The following is a 14,208-nucleotide window of genomic DNA, read 5'->3' on the forward strand; positions in this document are numbered from 1 at the left end:
CTATACCCCCTTTAGATTCGACACCTAAAAGGGTATTATTTTTCAGGGGTGCTCGCAATGGAGTTTTTCCATTTTATGCGGGGTTTTTTAAGTTCCGGAACGCTCGGTTTTCATTGTACCAAAAACAACAAAATAATAATTAGCAATTAAAAGTAATTACAGTATTGTTCAGAGAAATTTTTTCAGAGGTTGTGTAACATATGTTTGACTTCTCTAGAATGTCATGTAAAACCATTGACAAGATAATATTTACTTGGAGTTTGAACCTGTGATAAAATGAATTCAACTTTAATTACAGGAGGGAAACAAATGTTCTACAAAAGTTTTCGAATTTTTCGGACGCAGCAGGAGAGCGTGCGGCAAAAATTTTAAAACGGCAATTAGTTCGGCGCGGATTGGTTTGCGCCGATGGAGGTATAGTTTTCACTTTGCGCGTGAGTAGTGATCTTCCGACAGATGCTTACCGCGTGACAGGCGCGGAAGACCGCCTTATATTAGAAGCAGATAGGCCACTGGGATTGATTGCTGCCTGCGGGCAAGTTTTGCGCGGTAGCAAATTCACAAAGGACGGTATGGTGCCGACTGCCCATCGCGGGCTGACTGTGCCGGACTGTCCTTCTCGCGGTGTATACATGGCTAATCATTTCCACAATTATTATCAGATGGCTTCCATCGAGGAGATAGAACATTATCTGGAGGAACTGTCGCTTTGGGGTCTTAACACGATGCATTTTTTCATTCCGGAGATCAACCTGCCTTCGCGCGACCATCCGGATACGATTCGTCATATCGAGCGCAGTGTCGAGGTTATGAAGATGGCAAAAGCGCTAGGTTGGTCCGTATCAACGAACGTGTTTGTAAACCAAACCTTTGTGAACTTCCCACAGGATATCGCATCTACACCTGTACCGGATCCGCTAGTACGTCACGGTAACAGCGGCAACATAGTCTGCCTGTCCAAGCCGGGCGGTCAGGAATGGATGGATGCCGACAACCGTTTCTACTTATCAAAATTGAAGGAACTGGGTGTGACGCTGGACGCGGTGCGCGCCTGGCCATATGACGAAGGTGGCTGCGGCTGTGAACAGTGCTGGCCTTGGGGGAGTAATGGTTATATTCGTGGTGCCAAGCGCGCATTTGAGATTGCAAGGGAGTATTTCCCCAACGTGAAGCGTGAACTGAGTACCTGGACATTCGACATGCCACCCGTAGGAGAATGGGAAGGACTTGCCGAATCACTCAAAAACGAAAAATGGTGCGATGTAATCCTCGCTGATTCCCACGAAGATTTTCCGCGCTGGCCTCTGGAACACGGCGTACCTGGCGGTCTGCCAATGATCAGCTTCCCCGAAATCAGCATGTGGAATCTCTATCCTTGGGGCGGTTACGGGGCGACGCTATATCCTTTCCGATTGGAACGTTTGTGGAAACAGACACAGGGTATGTTGTACGGCGCATCGATCTATTCGGAAGGTATCACGGAAGACCTGAACAAGGTGGCCATCGCTGCGTTCTGCGAAGATTGGGATAACGATTGCGCGGACGTACTTAGACAGTATGCCCGTTATGAGATCGGCTGTGAACGCGAAGACGATTTCGTGCGTCTCATTCGGAATATCGAATCGCAATTGACGGAAAAATCTCCTGCCCTTGCCGATGATACATATGCCCTTGCAAAGGAAATCGACACGGCGCTGCCCGAATGGGGGAGAACCGGCTGGCGCTGGCGGCTGATCTACCTGCGTGCATTGCTGGATGTTTCCCGTGTGCGCGATGAGGACCTTAACAACAGCGAGATTTGCCGTAAGGCTATGGAGGAGATTGTTGAAATCTGCCATTGTTTGAAGGAGGATGCGCATCAAGATCCGTATCACGAGCGCGTGTGTCCGCCGCTCAAGATTACGGAATAACACAAGAAGCGTTAAAAGGTGAGTTAACCGGTCGTACTGATTCCGGCGATTCTGATTTATGGTGGTATTGCCATATAATGGTTTTCCCGGCAGGACCAACAAGAGCAAGAGCACAATTATACTGAACAAAAACAATGCCTTAGAGGGGTTTTACACGCTGCGATGGCCGTAGGATTCCTGCAGATTCCATCGCCGTAGTAGCCCCTGTTGTGGGAAGGATGGATAAGTCCCCCGGTGTTATCCAAAGCTTCCCACAACTCTTTCATGTTCAGACAGCAGCAAAATGGCTGCTGTATATGGTATCCGGTGTCCTGTAGCTCAACGCAGATTATGCAAAGTTAAATGATAAATAAAGAATTGCAAAAACAAGCAGACCTTATACCCGCATAATGGCAAGTGAAAGAATAACATTTATATGTTTTCAAACACTCTTTGTTTTCTATTGGTTTTTATATAGAGGCGATTTCTTTTGTCGCCACCAAAAACTTATAAATGTCCTCAAGCGAGTTGCAGTGAAGCGGAGAAACTCTTATTGTGCCTTTTATATTTAATGCTTTCAGCATTCGCTCAGAGTAAATACTGCTTATCAGCCTGTCACATACGATAATGCTGCGCTTTTCATATTCTCTAACCGCTTGTGTATAGTCAATATTGTCAAAGCCTATGGATAATATGAAGTCGCGCTTTGTGATATCCTCATTATCAAAGAAAACACGGACATTTTTAAGGTGCCGAAGGCCTTTAACATCATCCAAACCCTCAAGCATATGGTACATGAGCCAACGTTCTTGTAGTTTTATTCTTGTCATTCCTTCTTCAAACAGTTTTCTCCGGTCTGTGCTATTAATATACTTTCCCCCGAGCCAGCACACATAGTCAACAATAGCAGTAACAGCTGCATATTGCGCCGGCGCAGGGGTTCCCAAAGTCCATACATTTTCATCTTTCCCAAAAAGTTTATGGTGTGTAAGTCTTGCTGCTCTCTCGGAAACATATCCAATACCTGAACCTCTGCAGCCGAAAAACTTATAAGGCGCAAAGTTTATTCCGTCTACATGCAATTCAGAAAGGTCAATTAAACCATGCGGCATGTGTTGAACACAATCAATGATTATATATATATCAGGATTTACTGAACGAGCCATTTCCACTATTTTTTTAATATCAAAAATTACACCGGTAATATTTGATGCATACATAATACTTAAAAGGACAGTATTTTTATCTATATGGCCTGCGATAGTATCAGGATCTATTCCGCCTGTTGATTTATTGACATTCGCAATTCTTAGTTCCCTTCCTGTTTTTTTGGCATAATAGGCAGCCGCATCAAAGGCAGAAGGATGTTCAAGCACTGAGGTAACAATATTTGTACCAGGAATATTTTCTGCAATAGTACCTGTCATCTGAAACATAACCTGTGATGCTGTCAGGGAGTAAATAATGCTTCCGCTTTCGGGAGCGTTTAAAATAATTCGAACATCTTCTTCACCTTTTTTTATTATTTCATTAAGATACAGCGCCATCCTGTGTGTGCGCTCAGGACAGTCCGGAATAGAGTCAAGTGAGACGAAACAGTCTTCAACACTCTTTAAGCGGAAAGAACCACCCGCATTATCAAAATAAATCCTTTCACCTAAAAATTTATCCTTGTTAACATATAAAAATTTATCTTGCACCTCTTTTAGCACATTGTCAGAAAAAGCAAGGCCATTTGGATACTCCATTATAATTTCCCCCAGTCCCTTTTCGCTGTTTCAACTTGGTTATAACTTATAAAAACATGGTGTATAATTGCAATTGTTTTTAACCCAGTTCAAGTTCCCCTATTTTGCTGTAATATAATAAATCCTTCGCATGATTGCTTTTATCTAAGTACAGATCCGCATTGCTCCATATCATATAAAGCACATTTTTATAATTTATAATGTCATAATATACAATGCCATATTTATCTTTTATAAACAGGACTTCTTCATATTCCGATAAATTCTGTCCATTTCCCAGGAGGATTTTCATGTTGTTCCTTCCGTTACGCACAAGATTGGGTTCTATGTCAACAAGTGAAATTGCCATGAGAAGCTTTCCTTTGTATTCAAGAAGTTGTGGCCTTGTTTCATTAAACTCAATACGCCCTGCCGGGGTAAAAGTCTTTCCCAAATCATTCGAAACATAGAAATTATCTCCTTTCGCCCCTCTTAAAAGCGTATACATCAAATCTTCGACTATGGCCGTCTGTGTTTCATACTTTGCGAGCTTGTCTATGTATCCCACAAATTCGTAATTTATACAGTCTTTGGTGCGATAAATTACCGGTTGGCATAAAAATGAAGTTAGGCAGCCGTACCAATAACTGCCATGGCGGTAAATGCGGCTGGTATTTATTATATGTTCATATACATCGTCAAATCTGTAACCGGTAAGACCCCGGGACTTCAGATATTCCTCGAATACCGTATCCTTAAGTTCTCTTGTTACGCCGTCATATGTGCAAAGAACAGGCTTTATCTCCGAAAATGTTTTTTTATGTATGTCAAAGTCAATATAGAAATACTGCGTTCCTCCGCTGATAAAAAAAATTCTTACAAAATTCCCCATAAACACAATATTGCTGTCAATCATATCACGATAAACAATCCCGTTTTGTTCATCGCCATGCTTTAATACCACATAGTTTTCTGTCTTATGCGGCTGGCCTACAGGTATTACAGCAAGTGCAAGAACGTCCCTTGATTCTCCATAGTTCGTGCGTGAAGCGTGATATACTGTGTAAATCTTCCCATGATCGGGATCAAAGCAGCTTATGGAGGCGGAGCTTGAAACGTAATTAACAGTATCGCTTATTGCAACTTTATTATTGAGTATATAATTTTCCCATTCTTTATTTGTCATAATTTTTCACCTTACCCGATAGTCCATTTGGCTCAAGGCTCCTAACGTTAATCTGTCATATTCTCATTATACCAGATAAGACATCTATCAAGAATATCAATAAACTCTTTTATGCTGACCCCATTAAAAAGTGCAAACACAAAAGGCCATGTATTCTTATTGTAAGAACGCACAGCCTTTTGTGTTTTTTTCTTAGGAGGTTTGTAAATATTATATTTTATAAACCTTACAAATTTATTCACTTACACTGTACAGAATTTCTGCATAGGTTGGAATTTTCCAATATTTGCTGCTGACAAGGGTTTCTAGTTCATCAACAACGAGCCTGAGTTCGCTCATTGCCATAAATACTTTTTCACGGTATGCCCTGGCAAGTTCCAGATTATCTTTGATTTCCTTGACTGCTATTGTTTGTTCAACAAGATGCTCCAACCTTTTTACTAAACATTCTGAAAGCCTGGATATTTTACTTAACAGTTCTTCTTCAGGTTTTGTAGTTATATTAGCATTAACTGCTTTTTTACGAATGATTAATTCAGCCAGTTCATTCTCGTAGCCGATGACTGCTGGAATAATCTGCTTATAAACCATGTCGATCATTGTAAGAGCTTCAATATTAATGGTTTTAGAGTAATTCTCAAGCCAGATTTCATAACGTGAATGGATTTCATGTTCTGTTAACACATGATGGCGAATGAACATTTCCACATTTTTAGGGTGAATAAATGTAGCTAAGGCTTCGGGTGTGGTTTTTAAATTTAATAAACCTCTTTCCTCAGCTTCCTTTACCCAGGAACTGTCATATCCGTTGCCGTTAAAAATAATGCGTTTATGATTCTTTATGGTTTTCTTGATTAGTTTATTTAAATCTGACCTAAAATCACTGCTTTTTTCAAGCTCATCAGCAAACTGTCTTAAAACTTCAGCTACAATGGTATTTAATACAATTATTGGACCTGCAGTGGAAAAAGATGAGCCTAGCATACGAAATTCAAACTTGTTTCCTGTGAATGCAAAGGGCGAAGTACGGTTACGGTCTGTTGTATCTTTCGGGAAATGAGGCAGTACTGTTGCTCCAATTTCCATAAGAGTTTTACTTTTACCTACGTATAGCGTATCGTTTTCCAGAGCATTTAGAATTTCAGTAAGTTCATCTCCCAAAAATATTGAAACAATGGCAGGTGGTGCTTCGTTTCCGCCAAGACGGTGGTCATTCCCGGCACTTGCAACCGAGACACGCAGGAGATCCTGATAATCGTCTACTGCTTTAATAACTGCTACAAGGAATAACAGGAACTGTGCATTTTCAAAAGGTGTATCTCCGGGCTCCAGCAAATTGATTCCTGTATCAGTGGACAAGGACCAGTTTATGTGTTTTCCGCTGCCGTTTATTCCTGCAAAAGGTTTTTCATGCAAGAGGCATGCTAAATTATGCTTTGCCGCGATGCTTTTCATAAGTTCCATAATTAGCTGATTATGGTCTGTTGCTATATTGGCCTCGGAATGGAAGGGCGCAAGTTCGTGCTGGGCGGGAGCTACTTCGTTATGCTCTGTTTTTGCAAATACCCCCAGCTTCCATAATTCCTCATCCAGTTCACGCATAAATGCATTAACACGATTCTTTATCGCGCCAAAATAATGGTCTTCCATTTCCTGGCCTTTGGGCGGGCGGGCACCGAAAAGGGTCCTGCCGCAGAACATAAGATCAGGCCTTTTTTGATAAATGTTCTTGTCAATCAAGAAATACTCTTGCTCGGGACCTACCAGAGAAACTACGCGCTTTGCATCTGTTATGTCAAATAAACGCAATATACGTAATGCCTGATTATTAAGTGCCTGCATGGAGCGTAAAAGGGGTGTCTTATTGTCAAGGGCTTCCCCGCTGTATGAACAAAAGGCTGTAGGTATGCACAGGGTATTATCTTTTATAAAGGCGTAAGAAGTCGGATCCCATGCTGTATATCCTCTAGCTTCAAATGTGGTACGGAGTCCTCCTGACGGAAAGCTTGAAGCATCCGGTTCACCTTTTATCAGGGATTTACCTGAAAAATCTATGATCGCCTTTCCTTGCCCATCAGGGACAATAAAGCTGTCATGTTTTTCGGCGGTTATACCTGTCATAGGCTGGAACCAATGGGTAAAATGAGTAGCACCTTTTTCTATTGCCCATTCTTTCATGGCAGTTGCCACAACGTTAGCAACATCAAGCTCTAAGTGAGTACCGTTGGCAATAGTTTTCTTAAGTGCACTGTAAATATCCTTTGGCAGGCACTCTTTCATCGCTTCATCTCCAAATACCATACTTCCGAAAATATCTTTAATATTACTGTTTGCCAAATTCTATCCCTCCTTGAAAAATAGTTATATCCTAAATTCTCAGCAGTAATCAATCAATTTGATTAAAAAACTAAATAAATAAAAAATAAAGGTGCTGAGGATAAATACATCCACAGCACCTTTGCTGTATCATGTAAAAAGTTTAACACGATAAAAATCATTTGTCAATCATTTTATTAACTTTTTTTTCAAAAAGTGCAACTCAAAGAATAAATAGTTGCAAAATTTATAAAATTCAATCCACAAAAAGCCATATTCATTAGCGATTATGCAAGAACAACAATAAAAAATTTCACAAACCTATTGACTAACTTAACTATTTATTGTATCATATCCATTATGAACAAAGGCGTTCATCATACGTGTATGTGTTTATGCGTGGTGAACGTCTTGTTTTTATATTGGGGGTATGAATTGTGAGAGAAGGTATGTTTAGAAATATATCAGGATGCGCAATATCCGGTATTTTTTCAAAAAGTGGCAAACGATTTTCCGGAAAATGTATTATTGATTCCATAGCTGTAATGCATGAACGTTCCAACGGACTTGGGGGAGGATTTACAGCCTACGGCATTTATCCGGAGTATAAAGATTATTACGCTTTTCATATATTTTATGATAATAAATTTGCAAAAAAAGAATGCGAAGAATTTTTGGAGGAACATTTTGATATTATAAATCTTTCAAAAATTCCTACAAGAAAAATTCCGGAAATTACAGATGAGCCGCTGATCTGGAGGTACTTTGTAGTTCCGTTGCCCACAAAACTGGCAGACAGCCAGCTGGATGAAAAGGAGTTTGTAGTAAGGTGCGTATTCCGTATAAATACTTCTATTGAAGGTGCCTATGTCTTTTCTAGCGGGAAAAACATGGGTGTGTTTAAAGCTGTAGGATTTCCTGAAGATGTGGGACGATTTTATCGCCTTGAAGAATATGAGGGCTATTGCTTTATCGCCCACGGACGGTACCCAACAAATACGCCCGGTTGGTGGGGAGGAGCTCATCCTTTCTCATTGCTTGATTATTCAGTAGTACACAATGGAGAAATATCTTCTTATGATGCAAATCGCCGAGCAATTGAAATGTATGGGTACAAGTGCACTCTTCAGACCGATACCGAGGTAATTACCTATATTATAGACTACCTGCACAGAAAGAAGGGACTTACCCTCCCGGAAGTTTGCCTGGTAATGGCCGCACCGTTTTGGTCAACAATAGAGAGCAAACCACAAGAGGAACGGGAACAACTTGAATTTTTAAGAAATGCTTTCGAGTCTCAGTTGATTAACGGACCATTTTCTATCATCGTAGGTTTTGATGGTGGAATAATGGCGTTGAATGACAGATTGAAGCTTAGAAGCATGGTAGTTGGCGAAAAAGATGACATGGTATATATTGCCAGTGAAGAAGCCGCTATCAGAATAATACAGAATGATCTGGACAGAGTATGGGCGCCAAAAGGCGGCGAAGGAGTTATTTTTACTCTGGAGAAAAAGGATTTATTACCGCAATAGAGGGAAAAAATTACTATCTCATTAGGAGAAAGGAAAATATTATCTAACTGGAAGAAGATGAGTTATTTATCACATTAGGGGAAGGGGAAAGTAATGGCTATTAGTTATATATATCCTGAGTATGAAGTAGTAAGAAATTATGATCGTTGTATTGCCTGCCGTGTATGTGAGCGACAATGTGCAAACTGTGTACACGAATACCTGGCTGACAGCAATAAGATGGTAGCTGATGACTCAAAATGTGTAAATTGTCATCGGTGTGTTGCTCTTTGCCCTACAAGGGCTTTAAAAATAGTTAAAACCAATCATACATTTAAAGAAAATGCAAACTGGAGCGGAAAAAGTATAAATGAAATATACAAGCAGGCAGAAAGCGGAGGAGTCTTATTATCCAGCATGGGAAATCCTGAAAATTATCCTGTATATTTTGATAAAATAGTTCTTAATGCATCTCAGGTTACCAATCCTTCTATTGACCCGTTGAGAGAACCAATGGAAACCAGGGTATTTTTAGGGGCAAAACCTGATAAGATTGAAAGAGATGAAAAAGGCAGAATAAGAAATAATTTATCACCTCATATTACACTTTCCATGCCGATTATGTTTTCAGCAATGAGCTATGGATCTCTTAGCTATAATGCGCACGAAAGTTTAGCGAGAGCTGCTGTCAAGCTGGGAATCCTCTACAATACCGGAGAAGGCGGACTTCATGAAGACTTTTATAAGTATGGGAAAAACACAATTGTTCAAGTGGCTTCAGGACGTTTTGGAGTTCATAAGAAATATCTAAATAGCAGCGCAGCTATTGAGATTAAGATGGGACAGGGTGCTAAGCCTGGTATAGGCGGTCATCTTCCCGGAGCAAAGATTGTGGGTGATATTTCTAAAACCAGGATGATTCCTGAAGGTACAGATGCAATTTCTCCAGCTCCTCATCACGATATTTATTCTATTGAGGATCTTCGGCAGTTGGTATATTCACTAAAAGAGGCTACCGGTTATACGAAGCCGATTATTGTTAAAATTGCTGCTGTTCACAATGTTTCTGCCATAGCCAGCGGAATAGCACGCAGTGGTGCTGATATTATCGCTATTGATGGTTTCCGCGGCGGAACAGGTGCTGCGCCAACACGCATACGTGACCACGTAGGAATTCCTATTGAATTAGCGCTGGCCAGTGTTGATAAGCGGTTGCGTGACGAGGGAATCCGAAATAACGTGTCTATTGTTGTTGGTGGAAGTATTCGTTCCAGCGCTGATGTTGTAAAAGCGGTAGCGCTTGGTGCAGACTGTGTTTATATTGGAACTGCCGCATTAATTGCTATGGGTTGTCATTTGTGCCGAAGCTGTCATACCGGCAAATGCAACTGGGGTATTGCTACACAAAGAGAGGATTTGGTAAAACGCTTAAATCCGAATATAGGTTATAAGAGGCTTGTTAACCTGTTAACTGCATGGCAGCATGAAATCAAGGAAATGATGGGTGGAATGGGTATCAATTCCATTGAAAGTTTAAAAGGCAACCGTCTGATGCTACGCGGTGTAGGTTTAAACGAAAAAGAGCTTGAAATATTAGGTATTAAACATGCAGGAGAATAGTATATCAGGCATTAAGCGTGCAGAAGAATAATACAAAATAACTTTGTGGTGGTGAGATTAGAATTGAAACGCGTATACGTAAATGAAAAATGGTGTCTGGGATGTCACTTATGCGAATATTATTGTGCTTTTGCTTCAACCAATGAGAAAGATATGGCCAGAGCATTAAAAGATGTAATAATAAAGCCCAGAATAAAGGTTGAAGAAATGAATGGAATTAGTTTTGCAGTTTCATGCCGTCATTGTAATGATCCCCTTTGTGTTAAAGGTTGTATAACAGGTGCCCTGTCCAAAGATAACGGGGTTGTCACAATAAACAAAGATAAATGTATTGGCTGTTATACCTGTATATTGAGTTGCCCTTATGGTGCCGTTTCTCCTTCAGAGGACGGAGCAGTACTTAAGTGTGAACTTTGTATACAAACAAGCAGTGGTTCACCGCAATGTGTTCAAGGATGTCCAAACGGAGCAATTGTATTTGAAGAAAGGGGTGAGTGACTTGAAGTATGTGATTATTGGCAACTCAATAGCTGCTGTTGGCGCAGTGGAAGCCATACGAAAAAATGACAAACATGGTGAAATAGTAATTGCAGGTAATGAAAATCACCATGTGTATTCAAGACCTTTGATTTCTTACTTATTGATGGGTAAAACAGATGAAGAAAAAATGAAATATAGGAATGATAACTTTTACAAAGATAATAACTGTGAGTTAAAATTAAATAAAACTGCTGTAAAAATTGACATTCAGCAAAAACAAGTCGTTTTTGATGATGGCGATTGTGAAAGTTATGACAAGCTATTGATCGCTGTCGGATCTTCTCCATTCGTTCCTCCTGTCCGGGGACTGGATAAGGTTAAAAATAAATTTACTTTTACGGCACTGGATGATGCAAAAGCACTGGAGAAGGTGCTGAATGAGAATTCAAGTCCTGCCTCAGATCCGAAGAAGGTATTGATTGTTGGAGCAGGCCTTATAGGTCTAAAGTGCGCCGAAGGAATTAGCAAAAAAAATGTGCAAATCCTATGTGTGGACTTAGCTCCTAAGGTGCTTTCAAGTATTTTGGATGACGAAGGCGCAGAAATAGTGAAAAAGCACTTAGAAGATCATCATATTAAGTTCTGCCTGAAACAGCAGATAGCAGAATTTGAAGAAAATTATGCGGTTCTTGGTGATAATACGAAAGTTCCATTCGATGTACTTGTAATGGCTGCAGGGGTAAGACCGAATATTTCTTTAGTGAAGGATATTGGAGGTAAAACAAACAGAGGTATTTTAATTGATGATAGATGCAGGACTTCTATTCCTGATATTTATGCAGCAGGTGATTGTTGTGAAAGTATGGATGTTTCAACCGGGGAATCAAAGATAATGGCGCTGCTTCCTAATGCCTACATGCAGGCTGAATGTGCGGGAATGAATATGTCAGGAGTTGATTATTCGTATAATAAGTACATTCCAATGAATGCAATTGGTTTGTTTGGGAAACACATCATAACCGCAGGAACTTATTCAGGAGATGTTTATTTTGAAACTGACGGAGATAACTATAAAAAACTATTCTATTCAGACAATAAATTAAATGGATATATCTTGATTGGGAATGTTGAAAAGGCAGGTATATACACTTCCCTTATAAGAGAAAAAACTCCTCTTGATTCGTTGGATTTTGAGCTTATTTGTAAAAAGCCCGGCCTTATGGCTTTTAGTAGGGAAACACGGGCTAAAAAGCTAGGAGGTGTTAGTAGTGAACTTGCGAGCTCATGAACTAGGATACCGTAAGCTTAATGAAATAGTTCGCGGTACAAATGAGGATATTGTTATCAATGATTGTTATGGTCAACGTTTTATTGGTTGCGGAGCTTCTTCTAAAACCATTATTATTAACGGTACCCCGGGCAACGCACTTGGCGCGTATCTGGATGGTGCACTAATAATAGTAAACGGAAATGCGCAGGATGCTGTTGGCGACACTATGAATGACGGAAAAATAATTATTAACGGGAATGCGGGAGATACCTTGGGCTACGGGATGCGTGGAGGGAAAATATTTGTAAAAGGCAATGCAGGTTACCGCACAGGTATACACATGAAAGAATATAAGGATAAAAAGCCTGTTATTGTAATAGGCGGAACAACAGGGAGTTTTTTAGGTGAATATCTTGCAGGAGGCCTTATTATAGTTTTGGGACTGAATTCTGAAGATTGTCCGGTTGGAAATTTTATTGGAGTAGGTATGCACGGAGGAGAAATAATTATAAGGAGCAGCAAACAGCCGGAAAATTTGCCCAAACAAGTATGCATGAATATTGCAAATGACTCGGACATAGATAAAATAAAAGATATCTTAATAGAATTTTCGGGTATATTTAATATATCTTTGGAAGAAATACTTGGAAAGACATTCTACAAACTTACACCTAATGCCAAAAGCCCATATAAGCAGCTATACACAGAGAACTGACATTTAAAGTTGCATAAAAAGAGAACAAGACTATATAAACAGTAGTTAAAATAATTGACATCATCAGCAGTTGCAAGACACATGAGCAGCTATGAGCTATAAAAATTAATTTATTGAGTAAGGTATATCCAGAAAAAAGAGATAGGGAGGGCCTGAAAATGACCGCAAGCGTAAAAGAGGTTTTGGAGTTTGTCAGAGAGAATGACGTAAAATTCATCCGCCTTGTTTTTTGCGATTTGTTGGGCAGTCAAAAAAATATATCTATTATGCCGGATGAACTGCCTGAAGCCTTTGAACATGGCATTCCCTTTGATGCTCATGCTATCAGAGGTTTTACAGATATAACAAAATCGGATCTACTTTTATTTCCTGACCCTTCTACCATATCAGTTTTACCCTGGCGCCCGCAGCAAGGTAGAGTAATCAGGTTTTATTGCAGTATTAAAAATCCTGATGGAAGCATGTTTTGGGGAGATACAAGAGGGATACTTAAATCGGTGGTGGAAAATGTAAGGCAGAAGGGATATTCATGCATGGTTGGGGCAGAATGTGAATTTTACCTTTTTAAAACTGATGAAAACGGAGATCCTACCACTGTTCCTTATGATAACGGAGGTTATTTGGATGTTTATCCTCTGGATAAAGGTGAAAACATTCGCCGGGAAATTTGCCTTTGTCTTGAGGAAATGGGAATCAAGCCTGAAACATCCCATCATGAGCAGGGACCAGGACAAAACGAAATTGATTTTAAGTTTTCAGATGCATTAAGCTGTGCAGACAACTTTATTACCTTTAAACAGGTGGTCAAGAGCATTGCTGCAAGAAATGGATTATTTGCTTCCTTTTCTCCAAAACCATTACCTGATAAATGTGGTAATGGGCTACACATTAATTTGTCCCTGTCGCAAAACGGTTATAATGTGTTTGAACTGGTGGGGAAAGGCAATACGAATGCAGCGGAGAGTTTTATTGCAGGTGTGCTTGAAAAAACGCCTGAGATAACCCTGTTTTTAAATCCTTTGCCAAACTCTTACGAACGCTTGGGGGCTCTCGAGGCGCCAAAATATGTATCCTGGTCCAGAGGCAACCGTTCTCAGCTTGTTAGAATTCCTACAGCCAAGGGTGAAAGGATGCGTATGGAATTGAGATCGCCCGATCCTTCTACAAATCCCTATCTTGCCTTTGCTCTTGTAATAAGTGCAGGGTTTTACGGAATAGATAATAATTTGAGACTTCCTGAAAGTGTAAATGTGGATCTCTATAACGCTGACGAGAGCATAACCGGCAGGTTGACGCAACTGCCTCAAAATATGGATGAGGCTTTAAGGCTCGTCCAAAAATCAGACTTTGTAAGAAGTGTGTTAAATGCAGAGATAATTGACAAGTTCATTAATTTGAAGACTCAGGAAATGAAGAACTATAATTTGGCTTTCGATAAAAATAAATATTTTATTGATAATTATTTTAAAGTTATTTAATTTAATAAACCAA

Annotated in this window: 10 protein-coding genes; 7 read left to right on the forward strand and 3 right to left on the reverse strand. The window is 40.0% G+C overall.

The window, feature by feature from the left end; genetic code table 11:
- Nucleotides 1-428 precede the first annotated feature (428 nt).
- Nucleotides 429-1,910, forward strand: a complete 1,482-nt coding sequence (locus GXX20_05875) for a hypothetical protein (GenBank protein ID HHW31189.1) — start codon at nt 429-431, stop codon at nt 1,908-1,910.
- Nucleotides 1,911-2,359: 449 nt separating this feature from the next.
- On the opposite strand, the gene GXX20_05880 is transcribed toward GXX20_05875, so the two are convergent.
- The 3 genes from GXX20_05880 to GXX20_05890 form a co-directional block, all read right to left on the reverse strand.
- Nucleotides 2,360-3,637, reverse strand: coding sequence for an aminotransferase class V-fold PLP-dependent enzyme (locus GXX20_05880; protein ID HHW31190.1), 1,278 nt, complete (start codon nt 3,635-3,637; stop codon nt 2,360-2,362).
- Between the two features lie 79 nt (nt 3,638-3,716).
- Entirely contained in the window at nt 3,717-4,802 is a 1,086-nt protein-coding gene (locus GXX20_05885) for a hypothetical protein (protein ID HHW31191.1), read from the reverse strand.
- Nucleotides 4,803-5,036: 234 nt separating this feature from the next.
- Nucleotides 5,037-7,139 carry a glutamine synthetase type III gene (locus tag GXX20_05890; protein HHW31192.1) on the reverse strand — a complete coding sequence of 701 codons (2,103 nt, stop codon included), beginning with the start codon at nt 7,137-7,139 and terminating at the stop codon, nt 5,037-5,039.
- Nucleotides 7,140-7,552: 413 nt separating this feature from the next.
- Here GXX20_05890 and GXX20_05895 point away from each other — a divergent pair, with 413 nt between their 5' ends.
- The 6 genes from GXX20_05895 to GXX20_05920 all read left to right on the forward strand — a co-directional run bounded on the left by GXX20_05895 (nt 7,553) and on the right by GXX20_05920 (nt 14,195).
- Complete coding sequence (locus GXX20_05895) at nt 7,553-8,653, forward strand: glutamine amidotransferase family protein (protein ID HHW31193.1); 1,101 nt, start codon at nt 7,553-7,555, stop codon at nt 8,651-8,653.
- A gap of 93 nt (nt 8,654-8,746) precedes the next feature.
- On the forward strand, nt 8,747-10,252 hold the full coding sequence (locus tag GXX20_05900; GenBank protein ID HHW31194.1) for a 4Fe-4S binding protein: 1,506 nt from the start codon (nt 8,747-8,749) through the stop codon (nt 10,250-10,252).
- A 63-nt stretch (nt 10,253-10,315) separates the two neighbouring features.
- Nucleotides 10,316-10,750, forward strand: coding sequence for a 4Fe-4S dicluster domain-containing protein (locus GXX20_05905; protein HHW31195.1), 435 nt, complete (start codon nt 10,316-10,318; stop codon nt 10,748-10,750).
- Nucleotide 10,751: 1 nt separating this feature from the next.
- Entirely contained in the window at nt 10,752-12,020 is a 1,269-nt protein-coding gene (locus GXX20_05910; protein ID HHW31196.1) for an NAD(P)/FAD-dependent oxidoreductase, read from the forward strand.
- The gene (locus tag GXX20_05915) at nt 12,001-12,717 is read left to right on the forward strand and encodes a glutamate synthase (protein HHW31197.1); all 717 of its coding nucleotides are present in this window, start codon (nt 12,001-12,003) and stop codon (nt 12,715-12,717) included. The genes GXX20_05910 and GXX20_05915 overlap by 20 nt, the downstream gene beginning before the upstream one ends.
- Nucleotides 12,718-12,875: 158 nt before the next feature.
- A complete protein-coding gene (locus tag GXX20_05920; protein ID HHW31198.1) occupies nt 12,876-14,195 on the forward strand; it encodes a glutamine synthetase in 1,320 nt (439 codons plus the stop codon).
- Nucleotides 14,196-14,208 lie beyond the last annotated feature (13 nt).

The organism is Clostridiaceae bacterium (assembly GCA_012840395.1).
In the GTDB taxonomy this organism is placed as follows: domain Bacteria; phylum Bacillota; class Clostridia; order Acetivibrionales; family DULL01; genus DULL01.

Excerpts from the sequence above, each read along its gene's own strand:
- GXX20_05880 (HHW31190.1), bottom strand. The coding sequence starts at position 3,637 with ATGGAGTATCCAAATGGCCTTGCTTTTTCTGACAATGTGCTAAAAGAG.
- GXX20_05885 (HHW31191.1), bottom strand. The coding sequence starts at position 4,802 with ATGACAAATAAAGAATGGGAAAATTATATACTCAATAATAAAGTTGCA.
- GXX20_05900 (HHW31194.1), top strand. The coding sequence starts at position 8,747 with ATGGCTATTAGTTATATATATCCTGAGTATGAAGTAGTAAGAAATTAT.
- GXX20_05920 (HHW31198.1), top strand. The coding sequence starts at position 12,876 with ATGACCGCAAGCGTAAAAGAGGTTTTGGAGTTTGTCAGAGAGAATGAC.